Origin of the sequence: Nocardioides sp. GXQ0305, from assembly GCF_050880345.1 — a bacterium.
GTDB lineage: Bacteria > Actinomycetota > Actinomycetes > Propionibacteriales > Nocardioidaceae > Nocardioides.
This window is the reverse complement of sequence record NZ_JBNYXG010000009.1, coordinates 60546-81488: the sequence shown is the minus strand read 5'-3', so window position 1 is coordinate 81488 and position 20943 is coordinate 60546. Positions and strand designations below refer to the sequence as shown.

Genomic DNA, 20943 nt, shown 5'->3' with positions numbered 1-20943 from the left:
TGCTCCCGTCGTCGGTCGGACCCTGATGTCCGCCCCTACCTACGCTACGAACAGCAGTCGCCCGACACGACACCCACCGTGCGAGCGAGTTCGGCGTCGCGCCGCCCTCAGGCCGTCGAACGGAACATGCCGTGCTGACGATGCGGTCCCACGACCGGATTCCGTACGCGCCACCACTCCGCGCTGCTGGAGAGCGAACCTAGGCCGGAGACCTCCGGCGCCCCATCCGTCGGCCGCTCGACTCGTCGGCCGGCCCGAGCAGACGCTCCAGCAGGGTGGGATCGGTCGGCCAGGCTGCCAGGAGGGTCTTGCGGGGGACGCTCCGAGCGGCGTACCGGAGCAACAGGACGACGGCGACCACGTCGTCGAGCGGACCGATCACCGGCAGGAACTCGGGCAGCAGGTCGACCGGCGAGAGAACCCAGAGCACAGCCACGAGCAACGCGACCTTGGCGCGGCGTGGGACGTCGGGGTGCTTGCGCAGGATTCGGGCCGTGGAGACGCATGCCGGGAGGAACTCCGCCACCTGACGGAGCAGGCCGTTCGGCAACCGTTGGGCGAACAGCATCATCAGCAGACAGCTGAGCGCCCACAAGCCCAACGCGGTGGCGCCCACCGCGAGCCACGTCGTCACGGAGTTCACCGTACGTGGATCGGCGCACCCGTCACGTTCCGCGTCACTCAGGCGTTGGGGTGCCTGCTCATGCCGCTGTCAGTCCGGCACCGTGTGACCACTCACGCCGGTGGGCGTGCTCAGCGACGAGATGGCCCCAAGATCACTGTGCCCCGGTTCTGCGTCACCTGGTCGGCGGGGCCCGTGGTGTGCCTCGACCTCGTCGAGCGATCAGGCCGGCCTGACCGCTGGACCGGTCAGGCCGTGATCCGCAGCGCCGCGAAGATCTCGCGCGTGGCGCGCGACCGGTTGAGCGTGTAGAAGTGCAGGCCGGGCGCGCCCCGGTCGAGCAGCTCGTCGCACAGCTCGGCGGCCATCGCGACCCCCTCGGCCCGGAGCGCGGTGGGGTCGTCGGCGTACGCCTCGACGCGGGCACGGACCTCGGCGGGGAGCTCGCGACCCGACAGCTCGGCCATCCGGGTGACCTGGCGCAGGTTCAGGATCGGCATGATGCCCGGCAGGATCGGGATCCGGACCCCGGCGGCGTCGGCACGGTCGAGCAGCGCCGCGTAGTCGTCGGCCCGGAACACCATGTCGGTGATCGCGAACTGCGCCCCCGCCCGCTGCTTCTCGAGCAGCACCGCGGTGTCGCGCTCGACCGACTCCGCACCCGGGTGGACACCCGGGAACGCGGCCACGCCCACGCTGAACCGTTCGCGCGCCAGCGAGACCAGCTCGCAGGCATGGGTGAAGCCGCCCTCGGTCGGCGTCCACGGCGCGCGCGGCCCCTCGCGGGGGTCGCCCCGCAGCGCCAGCACGTTGTGGACCCCGGCCGCCTCGTAGGACGCCAGGATCTCCTCGAGCTCCTCGCGCGTGTGGCCGACGCAGGTCAGGTGCCCCATCGGCACCATCGAGGTCTCGCGTGCGATCCGGCCGGTCACCCGCACCGTCGTGTCGCGCGAGGAGCCCCCGGCGCCGTACGTCACGGAGACGAAGGTCGGCTGGTAGGGCTCGAGCTCGCGGATCGCCGTCCAGAGCTGCTCCTCGCCCGCCTCGTCCTTGGGCGGCATGAACTCGAAGGAGTACGAGCGTCCGCCCTCACGGAGGAGGGTGGCGATGCTCACGGGGCTGCGGGGGGTGCTGCGGATCGGGTCCGGCATGCCGTCGAGTCTAGAGAGCGGGCCGGGCGCGGCAGGGCATCGTCCACTGGCTAGTCTCTGCCTGCGTGACGACCTGGGACGGGGCGACCTTCCGCCAGGAGCTGCAGGCGGTGCTCGAGGAGTTCCTCGACGAGATGGCCGAGCGGCTGGCTCCGTTGGGCCCGGACGCCGACCGGCTGCTCGCCGAGGCGCGGGCCTGCGTCAGCGGCGGCAAGCGGTTCCGCGCCGCCTTCTGCTACTGGGGCTTCCGCGCCCACTCCGCCACCGTCCCCGACGAGCAGGCGCTGCTGCGGGCCTGCGCGGCCCTCGAGCTGCTCCACGCCAGTGCTCTGGTGCACGACGACTACATGGACGCGTCCGACACCCGCCGCGGCCGCCCCGCCACGCACCGCGCCTTCGAGGCCGAGCACCGGACCGACGGGTGGCGCGGCGACCCGGCCCAGTACGGCGCCGCCGGGGCGATCCTGCTCGGCGACCTGCTGCTGAGCTGGTCGGAGGAGCTGCTGCGGCGGTGCGGGCTGCCGCTGGACCGGGTCGCGGCGGCGATGGGCGTCTTCGACCTGTGCCGGAGCGAGGTGATCACCGGCCAGTTCCTCGACGTGTCGGTGCAGGCGCGCGGCGTCGCCGACGTCGACGCGGCCATGACGGTGCTGCGCTACAAGTCCGCCAAGTACTCCATCGAGCGGCCGCTCCACATCGGGGCCACCCTCGCCGGCGCCGACGCTGCCGGGCTGGCCGAGCTGTCGGCGTACGGGCTGCCGCTGGGCGAGGCGTTCCAGCTGCGGGACGACCTGCTGGGCGTCTTCGGCGACGCGGTGACGACCGGCAAGCCGGCGGGCGACGACCTGGTCGAGGGGAAGCGGACCGTGCTGGTCGCGCTGGCGCTCGACGCGGCGCCGCCCGAGCAGGCAGCGCTGCTCGACCGCAGCCTCGGCAGCCCCCTCGACCCGGCGCTGCTGGCCGAGCTCCAGCGGGTGATCGACGAGTCCGGTGCGCACGCGCAGGTCGAGTCGGTCATCGACGCCCTCGTCGCGCGGTCGACCAAGGCGCTCGCCGACGCCGACGTCGAGGAGGACGCCCGGGCGGTGCTGGCCGAGCTGGCCGCCGCTGCCACCGACCGGGTGGTGTGACCGGCGAGTCCTCACGGTTCCTAGGGTGGAGGGCATGACCACGCTCCCGCCGTTCCACCTCGCGATCCCGGTCCACGACATCGAGGCCGCCCGGCAGTTCTACGGCGGCGTGCTCGGTTTCGGCCGCGGGCGTTCCGACGTGCGGTGGACCGACTGGAACGTCGACGGGCACCAGGTGGTGACCCACCAGGTCGACGGCCACACCGCCCACGTCGCCGGCACCAACCCCGTGGACGGCCACGACGTCCCGGTCCCCCACTTCGGCCTGGTGCTGTCCGTCGAGCGGTTCCAGGAGCTCGCGGGGCAGCTGCGTGAGGCCGGCACCGACTTCGTCATCGAGCCGTACGTCCGCTTCGAGGGCGAGCCCGGGGAGCAGTGGACCATGTTCTTCCTCGACCCGTCGGGCAACGCCCTGGAGTTCAAGGCCTTCCGGGACCCCTCCCAGCTGTTCGCCGTCTGAGCCGGCCCGGCAGGAGGCGTGCCGGGCTCAGTCCAGGTCGGAGACGCCGCTCACGGACGGCCCCTCACCGCGCAGCAGCACGGCGAACGGGCTGCCGCGCTCGGCATGGACCCGGGTGCCGAGGACGCTCAGCGCGACCGAGAACGCCTGCGGATCGGCGCGGGCGAGCGGGCCCCAGCCGTCCCACAGCAGCACCGTCCCCGCACCCCCGTCGACGTCGCTCAGGCAGTCGGCGAGCGCGTCGAAGTTCTGCCCGTACCACTCGGGGAAGTCCAGCGCCTCCCCCACGGCGCGGAGGAACTCGGCCTTGGTCTGGGCGGCCAGGCCGTCGACGTGGGCGAACCGCCAGCCCGCGTGCTCGACGGTGTGCCGTACGTCGGCCACCTCGAAGCCGGAGTGCCAGGCGTGCACCCCCGGCGGCTGCCGTCCCGCCAGCAGCGCGGCCAGCCCGCTCATGACGTCACCATCCGGCTCATCTCGCGATCCTCTCGAACGACGCGTAGTGGTCCGTGGTCCAGTAGTACTCCCCCTCGTCGCCGGTGACGATCCGCCTCGGCCCGCGGTCGTCCTCCCCCGGCGTCACCACCGTGTACTCCCGGTAGTAGCCCTCCGGCCGGTCGGGCAGCAACCCCTCCCGGTTGGAGAACGTCTCGTCGTCCTGGTCGTAGGGGTACGGGCCGCCGGCGTCGATCAGCGCCAGGGTGTCCCGTGCCTCGGCCGGGAGGTCCTCCTCCTCGACCCACGGCAGCCCGCTGGCCGGGTCGGTGGACGCGGCTGCACGGTCCGGAGACCCGCCCGCGTCGGTGGAGCCGTCGAGCAGACCGGCCCCCACGCCCACCACCACGAACGCGACGGCGACGCCCGCGAGGAGCAGGGCCAGGCGACGGAGGTCCACGGGGCCGCTGTGGTCAGGCCAGCGCCTGGGCGCGGCGCTTGACCTCCGAGCCGCGGTTCTCCCGGAGCGCGTCGATCGGGCGACCCGGGAGGTCGGCGTCGGTGTAGATCCACGCGATGCACTCGCGGTCGTCGAACCCGTTGTCGTGCAGCAGGGTCAGCAGCCCGGGAAGGCCCTTGACGACGAGGCCGTCCTGCAGGAAGCCGGCGGGCACGTGGGGGCCGCCACCCGAGGCGGGGACGGCCGCCGCCAGCTCGTGGTCGCGGACCATGGTCCGGACCTTGGCGGGCGTCACGCCGAGCTCGGCGGCCACCTCGGACCAGGCCAGCCAAGCGGGGACCAGCTCGTCGAGATCGGGAGCAGCGGGGGAGGACAGGTCGCTCACGGCTCCACCCTACGGCGGGGCAACACGCCGGAACGGGCGAGTTCCACCTCGCCGGTCCGCGACGTCCATACCGTGGACGGTTCGTGCCTCGCGACGCTTCCCCACTCGACGGCACGTGTCGTCGGGGTGTCGCGCGGCGGACAGGAGACGTCGTGCGCCTGCCCACCACCGCCATCCTGCTCGTCCTCGGCGTCACCGGCACCCTGGTGGCCGGCCCGCTGGCCACCTCCGCGGCGGCCACCCACGCCCCGCTGCCCCCGGGCCGCGAGCTGCGGAGCCACGTCGTGCAGCCCGGCGAGACCGCCACCGAGCTCGCGGTGCGCTACCACGCGTGGACCGACGAGCTGGTCGCCCACAACCACCTCGGCCCGTCCGCGACCCTGGTCGCCGGGCAGCGCATCCAGATCCCGGTCGTCCGCTCGGCCGTTCCCGACCGGGAGCGGCCGGCCAGCCGCGGCGCGGGCTCGCGGGAGGGGCCGGCCACCTCCGACCCGTCGCGGGCCCGGGTGCACGCCGCCATCGAGCGGGTCTCCCGGCGCCGGGGCGTGGACCCCGAGCTCTCGCTCGCCGTCAGCTGGCAGGAGGCCGGCTGGCGGATGCACCACGTCTCTCACGCCGGAGCGATCGGTGCGATGCAGGTCCTCCCCTCCACCGCCGACTGGATGGAGTGGTACGTCGCCCGCCCGCTGCGGCCCCGTCGGCTCCACGACAACGCGGTCACCGGCGTCACCCTGCTGCGGGTGCTGGCCCAGGAGACCCGCTCGCAGCGGCACCGCGTCGGCGCCTACTACCAGGGGCTCGGCGCGGTGCGGGACCACGGCCTGTACGACGACACCCGCGACTACGTGGACAACGTGCTGGCGATCAAGCGGCGGCTCGAGCAGGGCCGGCCACCGGCCTGATCCCACGCCCCGACCGGTCACCGGACGGCGGCCCCACGCCACGCCGGAGGCGGGCCAACCGGGCCGCGCGGGAGCCCGCTCCGTACGATTGAGCCCCGGATCTCTTCCCCGTCCGGCCACAGGAGGGTCGTGGTGCAGTCCGATCAGCGCGCCCGCGTGGGTGACGAGGCGGGCTTCGGCGACCCCGTGACCGGGCGGGTGCTCGACGGGCGCTACCGCGTCGGACCGCGCATCGCCCGCGGTGGGATGGCCAGCGTCTACGAGGCCACCGACGTCCGGCTCGACCGGACCGTCGCCGTGAAGGTGATGCACCCCGGGCTCGGTGACGACGACGACTTCGCCGCCCGGTTCGTGCGTGAGGCGCGCTCGGCGGCCGGGCTGTCCCACCCCCACGTGGTGGCCGTCCACGACCAGGGCACCGACGACGGCACGGTCTTCCTGGTCATGGAGCTGGTCGCCGGTCACACCCTGCGCGACGTGATCCGCAAGGAGGCGCCGATGCCGCCCAGGCGGGCGCTCGCGCTGCTCGAGCCGGTGCTCTCAGCGCTCGCCCACGCCCACCGCGCCGGCCTGGTCCACCGCGACATCAAGCCCGAGAACGTCCTCATCGCGGAGGGACGCGCGGCCGGCACCGTCAAGGTCGCCGACTTCGGGCTGGCCAAGGCGGTCAGCGCGGACACCCAGCACACCGCGACCGGCGGCGTCCTCATCGGCACCGTCTCCTACCTCGCCCCCGAGCTGGTCGTCGACGGCCGCTCCGACGCGCGTGCCGACGTCTACGCCGTGGGCGTCGTCCTCTACGAGCTGCTCACCGGCCGCAAGCCCCACGAGGGCGAGTCACCGATCCAGGTCGCCTACAAGCACGTCCACCACGACGTCCCGGCGCCGTCGGAGGTGGCCCCGGGCCTCCCTGCGTACGTCGACGCGCTGGTCGCCCGGGCGACGGCGCGCGACCAGGGCCAGCGACCGGCCGACGCGGGGGTGCTGCTCCACCAGGTCCACCGGGTCGCGCAGGCCCTCGCCAGCGACGTGGTCGACGACGACGAGCTGGTCGCCGACCTGCTCCCGACCGTGCGGACCCCACCGGACACCGAGCCGCAGCCGGACCTCGAGTCGTTCGACCCCGACGAGATCGCGACCCTGATGGCACCCGCCGAGGTGGTCGCGGCCAGCGGGACCGGCGCGCTGGACCGGTCGCCGACGCCCGGTCCCGAGCACACCACCAGCCTCGAGCACGCGCGACGCGAGCCGGACCCACTGACCGCCCCTCCGTCCGGCGCGACGGACGCGCGGCCGCGGCGGCGGTCCCGGCGCGGGCCGCTGCTGCTGCTCCTGGCGCTGCTGCTGGCCGTGGGGCTCGGCGTCGGCGCGTGGTGGTTCGGCTGGGAGCGCTGGACGCAGACCCCCAGCGTGCTGGGGCTGCGCCAGGCCGCGGCCACCGAGCAGCTGGAGGCGGCGGGGCTGGAGGTCCGCGAGGGCGATCCGGCGTACTCCGAGACGGTGCCGGAGGGCAAGGTGCTCTCGACCGACCCGGCGGCCGGCGAGCGCGTGCTCGACGGCGGCACCGTGACGATGGTGCTCTCGCTCGGCAGGGAGCGGTACGACGTGCCGAAGGTGCGCGGCCTGTCGGAGGACGAGGCGCAGGACGCCATCGCCGACAGCAACCTCGAGTTCGGCGAGTCGCTCGGGGTCTGGTCGGAGAAGGTGCCGAAGGGCACCGTCCTCGGCAGCGACCCGGCGGTCGGCACCACCCTGCGCCCGGGCACCGCGGTCGACCTGCGCGTGAGCAAGGGACCCCAGCCGATCAAGATCCGCGACTGGACGGGCCAGGACGCCGACCGTGCCGAGCAGACCATGGAGGAGCAGGGCCTGGTCGTCGAGCGCGGGACGGAGTACTCCGACGACGTCCCCGAGGGCCGGGTCATCAGCCAGACCCCCACCAGCGGCACGCTCTTCCGCGGGCAGACGGTCGAGATGGTGGTGTCCCGGGGTCCCGAGCTGGTCGAGGTGCCCGGCGGCCTGGTCGCTTCCGGCGTCGGCGCAGCCACCGCTCGGCTGGAGGAGCTCGGGTTCGAGGTCGAGGTGGTGCGCGGCGGGCCCGGCTACATCGGGCTGGAGTACGTCTTCTCGGTGAACCCCGGCTCCGGGACCATGGTGCCCCGCGGAAGCACGGTCACGCTGACCCTGGTCTGACGCGCCTGGCGCGGCCGTTTCCCGAGCGCTCCGGGGCCGCCGTCCCTCTAGGGTGGCGGGCAGGGAGGTGAGCGCCGTGGAGGTCTGCGCGCAGTGCGGGCACGAGCTCGGCGTCGGGCGGTTCTGCACGAACTGCGGCCATCCCGTGGGAGCCCCGGCCTCCCACGACCGCGTCGCCGACCCGTCGGCGGACTGGCGGACCGACACGGTCGAGCGGCCCCGCGTCGCCCCCGCGACACCGCCTCCGGTGCCGAGCACCCCGCCCGAGCCCGCGCGCTACCCGCTGTACGCCGACGAGGTGCCCGGGAGCACCGCAGGCGACGCGAGCGACACGGCGAGCTTCCCGGCAGCCACCGCCGAGCCGGAGCCGCCGAGCCGCCACCGCCACGTCGACGAGAGCCGCCGGAGCGGCGCCGCGGCCGGATGGGTGCCCTGGGTGGCGGGTCTCACGGCGATGCTGCTGCTGGCCGTGCTGGGGCTGTGGCTGCTGCTCGGCGGGGACGACGAGCCCGCCCCCGACGAGACCGCCAGCGACCCCGCGCCGACCGACAAGCAGGACAGCCGCGACGACCGCACGCCGGAGGGCCGCGCCACCGTCTCCCCTGCCCCGAGGGCGAAGCCCGGCGACCTCGCGGACACCGCGACGGTGCGGGCCCCTCGACCGGCCCCGCCCACGCAGGACGTGACCGGCGGCCGGGTGACCTTCGTCGCCGACCACATGCTCGACGGCGTACCGGCGACCTGCTGGCGGATGCCGGGCGACGGCACCGGCGAGGCGATCACCTTCGGGTTCGACGGGCCGACCGAGGTGAGCGAGGTGGGGCTGGTCAACGGCTACGCGAAGACCGCCTCCGACGCCTCGGGCAGCTACGACTGGTACGCCGGCAACCGCCGCATCCTCGAGGTGGAGTGGACCTTCGACGACGGGACGGTCGTCACCCAGGACCTGAAGCAGACCCGGCGGATGCAGACCATCGAGCTCGACGAGGGCGTGGTCACCGAGCAGGTGACGATGCGGCTGCTCGACGTGACGCCTCCCGGGTCCGGCCGGGCCGCGCGCAACTACACCGCGATCTCCGAGGTCACCCTCCGGGGTGCTGCCGCCGGCTGACCGGGGGCCGGGGTCAGCGGAGCCCGGCGAGCACGGCCGCGGCCTTCTCGGCCGTCGCACGGTCGACGTCGAGGTGGGTGACCAGGCGGGCGGTGCGCGGACCCACGGCGCCCACCAGGACGCCGGCCTCGGCCGCGCGCGCCACGAAGGCGGCCGAGTCGTCGGTGGCCACGACGACGATGTTGGTGTCGACGCCGGCCGGGTCGACGCCGCACGCCTCGGCCAGCAGCCGCGCGTGCTCGTGGTCGTCGGCCAGCCGCTCGAGGTGGTGCTCGAGGGCGTGCAGCCCGGCCGCGGCCAGCACACCGACCTGGCGCATCCCGCCGCCCATCCGCTTGCGGCGGACCCGCGCCTCGGCGACGGCGTCGACCGAGCCGATCATCAACGAGCCGACCGGCGCACCGAGCCCCTTGGACAGGCAGACCGCCATCACGTCGGCGAGCCCGCCGTACGTCGCGAGCGGGACGCCGGTCGCGACGTGGGCGTTCCAGATCCGGGCACCGTCGACGTGGACCCGGGTGCCGACCTCGTCGGCCCACGCCCGCAGCGACTCCAGCTGCTCCAGCGGGACCACGGCACCGCCGGCGAAGTTGTGGGTGTTCTCGACCGCCACGGCCGCCGTGGGCACGAAGTAGGGCCCGAGGTCCGGTGCGAAGAGGTCCTGCACGCGCTCCAGCGGGAGCCGGCCGTCGGGCGCGTGCCAGGTGCGCATGGTGATGCCGCTGTGGGCGCCGTGGGCGCCGAGCTCGGCGCGGGCGATGTGGGCACGCTCCTCGCAGAGCACCTCCTGTCCGGGCGCCACCACGCTGCGTACGGCGAGCACGTTGGCCATCGACCCGGTCGGCGTGAACAGGGCGGCCTCGTGGCCGAGCAGCTCCGCGACCCGCTCCTCGAGGGCGGTGACGGTGGGGTCCTCGCCGTAGACGTCGTCGCCCACCTCGGCCTCGGCCATGGCGCGCCGCATGGCAGGTGTGGGCCGGGTGACGGTGTCGCTGCGGAGGTCGATCATCCCGGCTCGATCAGGCACTGCGCAGCATCTCCGCGACGAGGAACGCCAGCTCCAGCGACTGCACGCGGTTGAGCCGCGGGTCGCACACCGACTCGTAGCGGTCGCCCAGTCCGGCCTCGTCGAGCAGCTCCGCGCCCCCCACGCACTCGGTCACGTCGTCGCCGGTGAGCTCGACGTGGAGGCCACCCGGCCAGCTGCCGAGCGAGCGGTGCACGTCGAAGAAGCCCTGCACCTCGTCGATCACGTCGTCGAAGCGGCGGGTCTTGTAGCCCGAGGACGCCTCGAAGGTGTTGCCGTGCATCGGGTCGCACACCCACGCCACCTCGACGCCGGCCGCGGTGACCTTGTCGATGAGCGGCGGCAGCCCGTCGCGGATCCTGCCGGCCCCGAAGCGGGTGATGAAGGTCAGCCGCCCGGGCTCGTTGTCGGGGTTGAGCCGCCCCGCCAGCGCCAGCGCGTCGTCCGGGGTGGCGCTCGGGCCGAGCTTGACGCCGATCGGGTTGCGGATGTGGCGCAGCAGCTCGACGTGGGCACCGTCGAGCTGGCGGGTGCGCTCCCCGATCCACACGAAGTGCCCCGAGACGTCGTACGGCGCCTGGGTGCGGGAGTCGATCCGGGTCAGCGCGTGCTCGTACTCCAGGACCAGCGCCTCGTGGCTGGAGTGCACGTCGACCCGGTGGAACTCGTCGGGGTCGGCCCCGATCGCCTTCATGAACGTCAGCGCCCGCGTGATGTCGTTGGCCACCGCCTCGTAGCGCTGGCCGGCGACCGACTCGCGCACGAAGTCGGTGTTCCAGGTGTGCACCTGCCGCAGGTCGGCGTAGCCGCCCGTGACGAAGGCGCGGACCAGGTTGAGCGTCGCCGCCGAGGCGTTGTAGACGTCGACCAGCCGCTGCGGGTCGTGCACCCGGGAGGCCTCGGAGAACTCGAAGCCGTTGACCGCGTCGCCGCGGTAGGCCGGCAGCGTCACGCCCTCACGGGTCTCGAGGTCGGAGGAGCGCGGCTTGGCGTACTGGCCCGCGATCCGGCCGAGCTTGACCACCGGCACCGAGGCGGCGTAGGTCAGCACGACGGCCATCTGCAGCAGCACCCGGAGCTTGTTGCGGACGTTGTCGGCCGTGACGCCCGCGAAGGTCTCGGCGCAGTCACCCCCCTGGAGCAGGAACGCCTCGCCCCGGGCCACGGCCCCGATCTTGGTCTTGAGGTCGTCGCACTCCCCCGCGAACACCAGCGGTGGCTGGGTGCGCAGCCGGGCCACGGCGGCGTCGACGGCCGCGGTGTCGGGGTATGTCGGCTGCTGCGCCGCACCGATGGCGTGCAGCGCCGCGAGGTCGGGAACGGTGGTTCCTGAGGAGGCGACGGAGGAGCCATCTCGATGGGCGGTCACCGGTCCAGCGTACGCAAGAGGGGCCTCGTCCCCCGCCTCGGGACTCGCACGTGGACGGCCTGTCGCCGCGGTCGGTCAGTGCGGGTCGTCCTCCATGTGCTCGATGTCGCGGAACCCGGTCTTCTTGGCGCGCACGCCGCGGTTGGTCATCCAGGTGATCGCCCAGAGCACGATGCCCACCACCAGGAGCGCCCCCGCGATCTGGTAGACGATCGCGTCGCGGTCGACCCACGGGCCGATCAGGAAGAGGCACGCGGCGGCCGCGACCGCCGGCGTGAGGCCCGGTGACCGGAAGAACCCCTGCCGGCCGTCGGCCCGCAGCACCAGGCAGGCGACGTTGACCACGGTGAACACGCCGAGCAGGAGCAGCGCGGTGGTGCTGGACAGGTTCAGCACGATGTCGCTCTCCGCCTGGTTGGCGACGTAGTAGATCAGGCCGAGGGCCAGGACGGTGGAGAACAGCACGGCGGTCCACGGCGAGCGGGTGTTCGCCGACACCTTGCCCAGGCTCCTCGGCAGCACGTCCTGGTTGGCCAGGCCGTAGAGCAGGCGGCTCGCCATGAGCATGTTGATCAGCGCCGTGTTCGCGACCGCGAAGCAGGCCAGGAACGGGAACACGTTGTCGATCGGGAAGTCGGGCGCGCCCTGGCTGACGACGGCGACCAGCGTCGGGGACCCCTCCTCGACGAGCGAGGCGATGTCGTCGGAGGTGAGCACCGCGACGACCGAGACCGCGACCAGCATGTAGAGGATGACCGCGATGCCCAGGCCGGTGAGCATGGTGCGCGGGAAGATCCGCTCGGGCTCCTCGACCTCCTCGACCATGTTGACCGAGTCCTCGAAGCCGACCATGGCGAAGAACGCGATCGAGGTGGCGGCGGTGACCGCGAGGAACATCCCCTTGCCCTCGGGAGACTCGAACACGGTGATCCGGCTGAGGTCACCGTCGCCCGCGGCGACCGCGTAGAGACCGACACCGATCACGATCGCCAGGGCGGTGACCTCGACCAGCGTCAGGACGACGTTGAACTTCACCGACTCGCCCACGCCGCGCAGGTTGATCAGGGCCAGCAGCACCATGAAGCCCATCGCGAGGGCCACGTTGACACCGGTGCTGGGCACGGCGTCGATCCAGCCGTTGATCTCCAGGCCGGCGAAGAAGTTGCCGGCGAGCACGTTGGCCGAGGTCGAGGCGCTGGTGATGCCGGAGCAGATGACGGCGAAGGCGACCAGGAAGGTGACGAAGTGGATCCCGAACGCCTTGTGGGCGTAGAGCGCGGCCCCGGCTGCCTGCGGGTACTTGGTGACCAGCTCGAGGTAGGACAGCGCCGTGAGCGTGGCGACCACGAACGCGATGAGGAACGGCAGCCACACGATGCCGCCGACGACGGCGGCCATGCTGCCGGTGACCGCGTAGACCCCGGCCCCCAGGATGTCACCGACGATGAACAGCAGGAGGAGCTTGGGCCCCATCACCCGCTTCAGATCGGGCTGTGGACCGTTGACGTCCTGAGCCTCAGGTGCGGTGGCACTCATCGCTGACCCTTTCCGAGTGGAATCCGGACGCGTTCATCGTGACCCAGATCACTCCCCCATGCCACTACCGCGCGACGGCGAGCCGCGCCCGGGGGTCAGCCGAAGAAGACCTCGGCCTCGGCGTACTCCGCGGGCGTGACCAGCTTGAGCTCACCGGTGCCCTCGATGAGCGGCACCCGGATGATCTGGGTGCCGCGCAACGCCATCATCGTGCCGAAGTCGCCCTCGGCGACCGCGTCGATCGCCTGCAGGCCGAACCGGGTGGCGAGCCAGCGGTCGAACGCCGTGGGCGTGCCGCCGCGCTGCACGTGGCCGAGCACGACGGCGCGCGCCTCCTGGCCGGTGCGCGACTCGATCTCGTAGGCGATCCGGTCGCCGATGCCACCGAGGCGGACGTGCCCGAAGGCGTCCGTCTCGCCCGACGACAAGGTCATCTCGCCGCCCTCACGCGGCACCGCGCCCTCGGCCACGACCAGGATCGGCGAGAACCGGGACTTGAACCGCGACTCCACGAGCTCGCAGACCTTCTCGATGTCGAAGGGCCGCTCGGGGATCAGCACGATGTTGGCGCCGCCGGCGATCCCGGAGTGGAGCGCGATCCAGCCGGCGTGACGACCCATCACCTCGACGACGAGCACGCGGTGGTGGGACTCGGCGGTGGTGTGCAGCCGGTCGATCGCCTCCATGGCGATGTTCACGGCCGTGTCGAAGCCGAAGGTGAAGTCGGTGCCGGAGAGGTCGTTGTCGATGGTCTTCGGCACGCCGACGACGTTCACGCCCAGGTCGGCCAGCTTGGTCGCCACGCCGAGGGTGTCCTCGCCGCCGATGGCGACCAGAGCGTCGACGTCGTCGCGCTTGAGGTTGTCCTTGATCTGCTCGACGCCGCCGTCGATCGTGAAGGGGTTGGTGCGGCTGGAGCCGAGGATGGTGCCGCCGCGCGGCAGGATGCCGCGGACCTCGGGGACGCCGAGCTCCATGGTCTCGCCCTCGAGCGGCCCCCGCCAGCCGTCGCGGTAGCCCACGAAGTCGAGCCCGTGGATCTTCACCCCCTTGCGGACCACCGCACGGATCACCGCGTTGAGCCCGGGGCAGTCGCCGCCACCGGTGAGCACTCCGACGCGCATCGGGTCTCCTCGTCCTTCTCGGGATTGGAACGTTCAAGTCGAGCGGATCGACTCTAGCGAGGTCGATGGCCGACGACCAGTGGGCGCCCGCGCTCGCGGACCTCGCCGATCGGGTCCCTGGTTTCGACGCGCTTCGCGTTCTCGCGGGCTCGGGCGCTGCGCTTGCTCAACCTCCCCGCGCCCACGCGGCACGCTCGTCCCTCGCGCGCCACTGCGTAGTGACTAGGGTCCCCTGCATGACGTTCTCGATCGTGGCCCGGTCCGACGACGGGGAGTCGTGGGGCGTGGCCGTCGCCTCCAGGTTCCTGGCCGTGGGGTCGGTCGTCCCGGCGGCCGTGGCCGAGGTGGGCGCGATCGCCACCCAGGCCTGGGCCAACGTGGCCTACAAGGGGCAGGCGCTGTCGCTGCTCGACGAGGGCGCGACCGCGCCCGTCGCCCTCCAGCGGCTGCTGGAGGAGGACGACGGTCGCGAGCACCGGCAGGTGGGGCTGGTCGACAGCGAGGGCGGCTCGGCCGGCCACACCGGGTCGGCGTGCCTGCCGTGGGCGGGCGGCCGGACCGGCGACGGGTACGCCGTCCAGGGCAACATCCTCGCCGGTGAGGAGGTGGTGGTCGCGATGGAGGCCGCGTGGCACGACGTCAGCGACCCCGGATTCACCTTGGCCCGCCGGCTGCTCGCCGCCCTGCGGGCCGGCGACGACGCCGGGGGCGACAGCCGCGGACGCCAGTCGGCGGCGCTGTTCGTGGTCTCCGAGGGTGCGGGGTACGACGGGCGCGACGACGTCGCCGTCGACCTGCGCGTCGACGACCACACCGACCCCTGCGCCGAGCTCGAGCGGCTGCTCGACCTCAACGAGTGGTACCTCACCCCGCCCGGCGACGACGCCCGGGTCCCCCTCACCGACGAGCTGCGCGCCGACCTCGAGGCGTTCGCCCGCGGACGTGGCCGCGACTCCTTCGCGGCCTGGGTCGGGGCGGAGAACCTCGAGATGCGGGTGGGCGACGACTGGGTGGACCAGCAGCTCGTCGACCTGGCCCGGACGGAGGGCGCGCAGTGAGCGTCCTGGCCATCGACGCCGGGACGACCGGCGTCACCGCGGTCGTCGTCAGCCCCGAGGGCCGGATCGTGGCCACCGGCAACGAGGAGTTCCGCCAGCACTTCCCGCACCCCGGCTGGGTCGAGCACGCGCCGGAGGAGATCTGGCAGGCGACCCTGGAGGCGACCCGCCGGGTGCTGCGCGAGGTCGACGCGGCCGAGCTCACGGCCGTCGGGATCACCAACCAGCGCGAGACGGTGGTGCTGTGGGACCGGGAGACCCTCGGGTCGCCTCGCCGCGCGATCGTCTGGCAGGACCGGCGTACGGCGGACATCTGCACCCGGATGCGCGAGGAGGGGCACGAGGACCGGGTCGCCGAGCTGACCGGCCTGCGGCTGGACCCCTACTTCTCCGGCACCAAGCTGCGGTGGCTGGCCGAGCAGGAGCCGCACACGTGGACCCACGTCGAGTCGGGACGGTGCGCGGTCGGCACCGTCGACTCCTACCTGATCGCCCGGATGACCCGCGGGCTCCACCACGTCACCGACGTGTCCAACGCGTGCCGCACGCTGTTGTTCGACCTGGCCGAGGGCGACTGGTCCGACGAGCTGTGCGACCTGTTCGGCGTCCCCCGCGACGCGCTGCCGGAGCTGGTGCCGAACTGGGGCGAGGTCGCGACCACCGACCCCGCGACGTTCTGCGGGCTCTCGCTGCCGATCGCCGGGATCGCGGGAGACCAGCAGTCCGCGCTGTTCGGGCAGACCTGCTTCGACGAGGGCGACTCCAAGTGCACCTACGGGACCGGGTCGTTCATCCTGCTCAACACCGGCACGACCGTGCAGCGCTCGGACGCCGGGCTGCTCTCCACCGCCGCGTGGCGCTCCCCCGACGGCGAGCTGACCTACGCGCTCGAGGGCGCGATCTTCGTGACCGGTGCCGCCGTGCAGTGGCTGCGCGACGGGCTCCAGATCGTGGGGTCCGCCGCCGAGACGGACGCGATCGCCTCGACCGTCGACGACTCCGACGGAGTGGTGTTCGTGCCCGCGCTCACCGGGCTCGGCGCGCCCCACTGGGACCCGCACGCCCGCGGCCTGCTGATCGGGCTCACCCGCGGCACCACCCGCGCGCACGTCGTCCGCGCCACCCTCGAGGCGATCGCCTTCGAGGTGCGCGACGTGCTGGAGACGATGCCCGGGCAGCCGGGCGAGGGCCGGGCGCTGAGGGTCGACGGCGGCGCCGCCGCCAACGACCTGCTCTGCCAGGTGCAGGCCGACCAGCTGGGAGGGGCGGTCGAGCGCCCCGAGATCGTGGAGACCACCGCCCTGGGGGCGGCGTTCCTCGCCGGCCTCGGCACGGGCGTGTGGTCGTCGACCGACGAGCTGCGCGACACCTGGGCCCTGGACCGCCGGTTCGAGCCGGCCGCCGACCGGACCCGGGCGGATGCCGCCCACGCCCGGTGGCTCACCGCCGTCGAGCGCTCCAAGGGCTGGGCCGATCCGCACGGTGGATAGCTGGACGCCGAAATCATCGCCCCGAGGCCCGGGAGGCTGATTTCGGCGTCCAGCTATCCACCCAGACGCTGGAGCGCGGTGGTGGCGTCGTCGTGGTCGCGGGTGGCGGCGGCGAGGGAGGCCTCGGCCTCGGCGCGGACGTCCTCGGCGTCGCCGAGCTCCTCCTCGACCTGGTCGGAGGCCTCCTCGACCTCCGACAGCCGGCGCCGCAGCTCGTCGGCCTCGCCCTGCAGCTGCATCCCCCGCGCCTCCAGCTCGGTGACGTCCGCGGCCGCGGCGTCCAGCGCCTCGCGTGCCTTGCCCATCGCGGCCTCGGTCGTGGCGACCCGCTCCCGGGCCTCGGCGACGGCCTTCTCGTCGGCGTCGGGGTCGGGTACGACGTGCAGCTCGGGCGGCGCGGGCTCGACCGGGCTCGCGGTGAAGCCGAGCGCGTCGGGCGTCGCAACGGCCTTCGACAGGTCGACCTCGTCGACCCCGGTCGACGACAGCGCCGTGACCAGCAGGCCGCTCCGGACCGCCTCGGCGCACCGCGGGTCGACCATCGCCGCGGTGAGGGTGGCCTCCACCTGGTCGGCCACCGCCTGGGTGACCCGGACCCCTTCGCCGGCCGCCAGCGACCGGGCGCCGGTGGTCACCGCCGCCGTCAGCTGGCGCCGCTGGCGGGTGAGCGACCGGAGCTCCTCGCCCTCCATCCCGGCCGCGGCCTCGCGCAGCGCCGTCCCGAGGTCGAGCACCTGGGTGACCTGGCCGGCGTCACGGCGTACGAGGAGGTTGACCACCCAGGCGGCCAGCGACGGCTTCTTCAACGCCTTGACCGGGGCGGCGAGCTCGGTGCCCTTGAGCTCCTTGGCGCGCGCGTCGCGCGCAGGCGTGAACTCCCCGAGGGGCAGGGCGTAGAGCTCGTCGGCGATCCCCAGCAGCTCGTCGGTCACACCCGGGATCCTAGGACGAGCCGCTGCGCGAGAGCTCCACCTCCGTGGGGTACGGCGGCCACGGTGCCTGGCGGCTGCCACCGGTCTCGGCGAAGCCGAGGTGGTCGTAGAGCCCCCGGGCGCGATGGTTGTCGACCAGGCACCACAGCCGGGTGGCGCCCGCCCCGGCGGCGCGGTCGACGGCAGCCCGGGCCAGTCCCTGGCCCCACCGGTCGGGGTGCACGCCGAGGTGCCGCAACGTCACGCCGTCGTGGGCCACGAAGGCGTCGAGACGTCCGTCCCCGTCGACGACCTCGACCACCACGCCCGGCTCCTGCAGCGTGGCCACCCACCGCTCGCGCACGCCGTCCCACGGGAACGGGTAGCGGTCGGGTGGGAAGACGTGGGCGAGCGCGACCAGGTTGGCGTCACGCTCGAGGGCGGTGAGGGCGTCGGCGTCGGCGACGCCGGCCGCCCGCCACTCAGTCATCGTCGTCGAGTCCCCGCTCGATCGCGTAGCGGGTGAGCTCGACGCGGTTGTGCATCTGCAGCTTGCGGAGCGTGTTCTGGACGTGGTTCTGCACGGTGCGGTGCGAGATCACCAGCCGCTCGGCGATCTGCTTGTAGGACATCCCCTTGGCGACCATCTTGAGCACCTCGGTCTCGCGCTCCGTGAGCTGCTCGCCGTCGTCGGCCGGGCCGTCGGCCATCCGTCGGAACTCGCCGAGCACCAGCCCGGCCAGCCCGGGGGTGAAGACCGTGTCGCCGGCGGCCACCCGGCGTACGGCGTCGAGGAGCTCGGCGCGCGAGGCGGACTTCACGAGGTAGCCCGTCGCACCCGCCTTGACGGCGGCCAGCACGTCGGCCTGCTCCCCGGACGCCGACAGGACCAGCACCCGTGCCGACGGGTCGTGCGCGAGCACCTCGGCGGTCACCTCGACACCGTCGGGGGCGGGGATCTGCAGGTCGAGGACCACGACCTGGGGCCGGGCAGCGGGGAACCGCGCGAGCGCCTGCCTGCCGTCGGCGGCAACGCCGACGACGTCGAAGCCGGCCTCCTGCAGGTCGCGCTCCACGGCGTCGCGCCACATGGGGTGGTCGTCGACGACCATGACCCGGATCGGAGCCTCGCTCATGGACGCCGACCCTAGTGGCCGCCGGGTGCCGGCGCGCGGACCCAGCGGCCGCGCCGGTGGAGCAGCGGCTCGGGATCGTCGCCGACGGCCACCTCGGCGAGCCGGCAGGTCACCAGCCGCGACCAGCCCACGTCCCGCGCGTCCTCGAGGAGCACCGCGGCCCAGGAGTCGGCATCCACCAGCCGCGGCCCGGCCTCGGTGTCGGCGAAGTCGCCGGTGCGGAAGGCGCCGCCTGGGGCCGGCGCGGTGCCGGCGAACGCCTCGGCCAGCTGCCGGTGCCGCCACGACAGCAGCTGCACCACCGCCCGGCCGGTCGCCTCCAGCGCACCGGTGAGGTCGGCGTCCGGGTCGAGCAGCGCCAGGACCCGGCCGGGGTCGCCCCCCGCGACCATCAGCGACGTCACGGTCAGACCCGCGCGGTCCCGACCGCTACCGGCGGTCCACAGCGTCACCGCGCCGCCGAGCCGGCCGCGGAGCCGGCGTACCGGGTCGGGGTCGGGGTCGGCGAACGGGTGGTCGGCGTGGATCGTCACCCGGCCAGCCTAGGCACGGTGAGCTCCCACTCGGTGCCGTGCGGGGAGGTGTCGAGGGCCGCGGTGCCGCCGAGCTCGCGCACCCGCGCCTCGATCGACTGCGAGACACCGAGCCGGCCCTGCTGCGCCGCCTCGAGGAGCCGGTGGGACGGGATGCCGGGTCCCTCGTCGCGGACGGTCACCACGACCGAGTCCCCCGCGTCCTCCAGGAGCACCCAGGCCGGCGCGTCGGGGCCGACGTGGGTGGCGACGTTGTCGAGGCACGCGCGTACGGCGGCGACCAGCTCGGCCACGACCGCGCCCGGCAGCACCACCGGCATCCCCGGCGTCGAGACCGTGACGGGCAGCCGCACCGCACGGCTCAGCTCCTCCAGGGCGGCGGCCACGTCGGTCTCCCCGGTCGCCTCCTGCACGTCCTGCTGCCGGATCAGCGAGCGCAGCGCGGACTCCTGCTCACCGGCCAGCCGTCCCAGCTCCGCGAAGTCGGGCGACAGCGGCTCCAGCTCGGCGCCGCGCCGCTGCACCAGCGAGAGCACCTGCAGCACGCCGTCGTGCACGGCGCGCGCCAGCCGGGCCCGCTCCTCCCCCGCGATCGCCTCCCGCTGGGCGGCGTCCCGCTCCCGGGCCATCAGCTGGAGCGACTCGGCCATGAACCCCACGATCGGTCCGCCGATGACCAGCAGGAAGACGTTGCCGTAGTCGCCCTGGCCGACGTCCTGCCGGACGGAGAGGTCGGCCGCGGCGAGCACCACGCCGGCCACCAGCCCGCCCCGCCAGTGCCAGTGGATCGCCCAGGCCAGCAGGGCCCCCATCACCCAGAAGCCGGGGATGGTCGCCTGGAGTCCCTCCCCCTTGATCAGCGGCGAGACGAGGACCAGGCCGACCGCGACGGCGAGGTCGGCGACGAGCAGCGGGGTCGTCCGGCGCGCCGGGTCGGCGTACTGGACGGTGACGAAGACCGTCCAGCCGAGCATCACCGCGCAGGCCAGGACGCCCAGGGCGGGGTGCCGGAAGTTGTCCGCGCGGTAGAGGTTGAGCGCGAGCGCGTTGACCAGGACGACGACCCGCAGGATCGCCAGCGCCCGGAACAGCCGGTCCTCGACCGCCAACGCCGGATGCGACCAGAGCCGGATCCGGCGAAGGGTCATGACGCCTTCCGGCGCTCGGCCTGCCCCTCGTCGACCGTGGCGGCCTTCGCGTCCTTCGCCTCCTTCTCCAGGCGCTTGGACTCCTCCTTGGCGCGGGCGGCGTACTGGTCGACGTACTCCTGGCCGGAGAGCCGCATGATCTCGTACATGATCTCGTCGGTGATCGACCGCAGGATGTAGCGGTCGTTCTCCATGCCCTCGTAGCGGGAGAAGTCCAGCGGCCGGCCGAACCGGACCCCCGGCCGGGTGAACGTGCCGAACTTCTTGCCGGGCGGTGCCACCACGTCGGTGCCGAGCACGGCCACCGGGATGACCGGGACGCCGGTCTCCAGGGCGAGCCGGGCGACCCCGGTCTTGCCGCGGTAGAGCTTGCCGTCGTGGGAGCGGGTGCCCTCGGGGTAGATGCCGAACAGCTCGCCCTGGTCGAGGATCCGCTTCGCCGCGCTCAGCGCGCCCTCCGCCGCCGAGGCACCCGACCGGTCGATCGGGACCTGGCCGGAGCCGGAGAAGAACTTCCTCTGGAACCACCCCTTGAGGCCGGGGGTGGTGAAGTACTCGGCCTTGGCGACGAACGTGACCCGGCGGGGCAGGGTGAGCGGCATGAACAGCCAGTCGGCGTACGAGAGGTGGTTGCTGGCGAGGATCGCGGCGCCCTCCTCGGGCACGTGGTGGGCCCCTTCGACGACGGGCCGGAACACGATGCGCAGCACCGGTCCGATCGCGATCCACTTGAGGAACCAGTAGAACACCCGACGACCTCCG

The 20943-nt window shown here is 73.5% G+C and carries 22 protein-coding genes; 7 read left to right on the top strand and 15 right to left on the bottom strand.

Going from position 1 to position 20943, the window contains the following annotated elements; translation table 11 throughout:
- Positions 1–199 precede the first annotated feature (199 nt).
- Complete coding sequence (locus ACQ1X7_RS19145; protein ID WP_432479835.1) at positions 200–634, bottom strand: YkvA family protein; 435 nt, start codon at positions 632–634, stop codon at positions 200–202.
- 236 nt (positions 635–870) lie between these two features.
- Entirely contained in the window at positions 871–1773 is a 903-nt protein-coding gene (gene metF / locus ACQ1X7_RS19140) for a methylenetetrahydrofolate reductase [NAD(P)H] (RefSeq protein ID WP_432479834.1), read from the bottom strand.
- A 65-nt stretch (positions 1774–1838) separates the two neighbouring features.
- Between metF and ACQ1X7_RS19135 the strand changes: the two genes are divergently transcribed.
- On the top strand, positions 1839–2903 hold the full coding sequence (locus tag ACQ1X7_RS19135) for a polyprenyl synthetase family protein (protein ID WP_432479833.1): 1065 nt from the start codon (positions 1839–1841) through the stop codon (positions 2901–2903).
- Positions 2904–2937: 34 nt separating this feature from the next.
- Complete coding sequence (locus ACQ1X7_RS19130; protein WP_432479832.1) at positions 2938–3363, top strand: VOC family protein; 426 nt, start codon at positions 2938–2940, stop codon at positions 3361–3363.
- A 27-nt stretch (positions 3364–3390) separates the two neighbouring features.
- On the opposite strand, the gene ACQ1X7_RS19125 is transcribed toward ACQ1X7_RS19130, so the two are convergent.
- From ACQ1X7_RS19125 to ACQ1X7_RS19115, 3 genes are read right to left on the bottom strand one after another with little or no spacing between them, the layout of a single operon-like run.
- Entirely contained in the window at positions 3391–3819 is a 429-nt protein-coding gene (locus tag ACQ1X7_RS19125) for a barstar family protein (protein WP_432479831.1), read from the bottom strand.
- A 16-nt stretch (positions 3820–3835) separates the two neighbouring features.
- Positions 3836–4258: a ribonuclease domain-containing protein gene (locus ACQ1X7_RS19120; protein ID WP_432479830.1), complete on the bottom strand. Its 423-nt coding sequence runs from the start codon at positions 4256–4258 to the stop codon at positions 3836–3838.
- A 13-nt stretch (positions 4259–4271) separates the two neighbouring features.
- Complete coding sequence (locus ACQ1X7_RS19115) at positions 4272–4643, bottom strand: Rv2175c family DNA-binding protein (RefSeq protein WP_432479829.1); 372 nt, start codon at positions 4641–4643, stop codon at positions 4272–4274.
- A gap of 152 nt (positions 4644–4795) precedes the next feature.
- On the opposite strand from ACQ1X7_RS19115, the gene ACQ1X7_RS19110 reads away from it, so the two are divergent.
- The 3 genes from ACQ1X7_RS19110 (at position 4796) to ACQ1X7_RS19100 (ending at position 8849) form a co-directional block, all read left to right on the top strand.
- Positions 4796–5545: a lytic transglycosylase domain-containing protein gene (locus tag ACQ1X7_RS19110; RefSeq protein ID WP_432479828.1), complete on the top strand. Its 750-nt coding sequence runs from the start codon at positions 4796–4798 to the stop codon at positions 5543–5545.
- 132 nt (positions 5546–5677) lie between these two features.
- On the top strand, positions 5678–7738 hold the full coding sequence (gene pknB / locus ACQ1X7_RS19105) for a Stk1 family PASTA domain-containing Ser/Thr kinase (RefSeq protein ID WP_432479827.1): 2061 nt from the start codon (positions 5678–5680) through the stop codon (positions 7736–7738).
- Positions 7739–7805: 67 nt separating this feature from the next.
- Complete coding sequence (locus ACQ1X7_RS19100) at positions 7806–8849, top strand: NADase-type glycan-binding domain-containing protein (RefSeq protein WP_432479826.1); 1044 nt, start codon at positions 7806–7808, stop codon at positions 8847–8849.
- Between the two features lie 13 nt (positions 8850–8862).
- Here ACQ1X7_RS19100 and ACQ1X7_RS19095 read toward each other — a convergent pair whose 3' ends face one another.
- From ACQ1X7_RS19095 to ACQ1X7_RS19080, 4 genes are all read right to left on the bottom strand, one after another.
- Positions 8863–9876, bottom strand: a complete 1014-nt coding sequence (locus ACQ1X7_RS19095) for a threonine aldolase family protein (RefSeq protein ID WP_432479825.1) — start codon at positions 9874–9876, stop codon at positions 8863–8865.
- Positions 9869–11245 carry a class II 3-deoxy-7-phosphoheptulonate synthase gene (locus ACQ1X7_RS19090; protein WP_432479824.1) on the bottom strand — a complete coding sequence of 459 codons (1377 nt, stop codon included), beginning with the start codon at positions 11243–11245 and terminating at the stop codon, positions 9869–9871. Before ACQ1X7_RS19090 ends, ACQ1X7_RS19095 begins: the two co-directional genes overlap by 8 nt.
- A 75-nt stretch (positions 11246–11320) precedes the next feature.
- Positions 11321–12781 (bottom strand): APC family permease, encoded by a 1461-nt coding sequence (locus tag ACQ1X7_RS19085; RefSeq protein WP_432479823.1) that lies wholly within the window; start codon positions 12779–12781, stop codon positions 11321–11323.
- Between the two features lie 95 nt (positions 12782–12876).
- Positions 12877–13905 (bottom strand): 6-phosphofructokinase, encoded by a 1029-nt coding sequence (locus ACQ1X7_RS19080; RefSeq protein ID WP_432479822.1) that lies wholly within the window; start codon positions 13903–13905, stop codon positions 12877–12879.
- 236 nt (positions 13906–14141) lie between these two features.
- On the opposite strand from ACQ1X7_RS19080, the gene ACQ1X7_RS19075 reads away from it, so the two are divergent.
- A complete protein-coding gene (locus ACQ1X7_RS19075; protein ID WP_432479821.1) occupies positions 14142–14963 on the top strand; it encodes a DUF1028 domain-containing protein in 822 nt (273 codons plus the stop codon).
- The gene (gene glpK, locus ACQ1X7_RS19070) at positions 14960–16453 is read left to right on the top strand and encodes a glycerol kinase GlpK (RefSeq protein WP_432479820.1); all 1494 of its coding nucleotides are present in this window, start codon (positions 14960–14962) and stop codon (positions 16451–16453) included. The genes ACQ1X7_RS19075 and glpK overlap by 4 nt, the downstream gene beginning before the upstream one ends.
- A 53-nt stretch (positions 16454–16506) precedes the next feature.
- Here the strand turns inward: glpK and ACQ1X7_RS19065 are convergent, their stop codons facing one another.
- From ACQ1X7_RS19065 to ACQ1X7_RS19040, 6 genes are read right to left on the bottom strand one after another with little or no spacing between them, the layout of a single operon-like run.
- Entirely contained in the window at positions 16507–17385 is an 879-nt protein-coding gene (locus ACQ1X7_RS19065; RefSeq protein WP_432479819.1) for a hypothetical protein, read from the bottom strand.
- A 10-nt stretch (positions 17386–17395) separates the two neighbouring features.
- Positions 17396–17854 carry a GNAT family N-acetyltransferase gene (locus ACQ1X7_RS19060; protein ID WP_432479818.1) on the bottom strand — a complete coding sequence of 153 codons (459 nt, stop codon included), beginning with the start codon at positions 17852–17854 and terminating at the stop codon, positions 17396–17398.
- Positions 17847–18500: a response regulator gene (locus ACQ1X7_RS19055; RefSeq protein ID WP_432479817.1), complete on the bottom strand. Its 654-nt coding sequence runs from the start codon at positions 18498–18500 to the stop codon at positions 17847–17849. Before ACQ1X7_RS19055 ends, ACQ1X7_RS19060 begins: the two co-directional genes overlap by 8 nt.
- Positions 18501–18511: 11 nt before the next feature.
- Positions 18512–19033 (bottom strand): flavin reductase family protein, encoded by a 522-nt coding sequence (locus tag ACQ1X7_RS19050; RefSeq protein ID WP_432479816.1) that lies wholly within the window; start codon positions 19031–19033, stop codon positions 18512–18514.
- A complete protein-coding gene (gene macS, locus ACQ1X7_RS19045; protein WP_432479815.1) occupies positions 19030–20181 on the bottom strand; it encodes a MacS family sensor histidine kinase in 1152 nt (383 codons plus the stop codon). The genes ACQ1X7_RS19050 and macS overlap by 4 nt, the downstream gene beginning before the upstream one ends.
- Positions 20178–20930, bottom strand: coding sequence for a lysophospholipid acyltransferase family protein (locus ACQ1X7_RS19040; RefSeq protein ID WP_432479814.1), 753 nt, complete (start codon positions 20928–20930; stop codon positions 20178–20180). The genes macS and ACQ1X7_RS19040 overlap by 4 nt, the downstream gene beginning before the upstream one ends.
- Positions 20931–20943 lie beyond the last annotated feature (13 nt).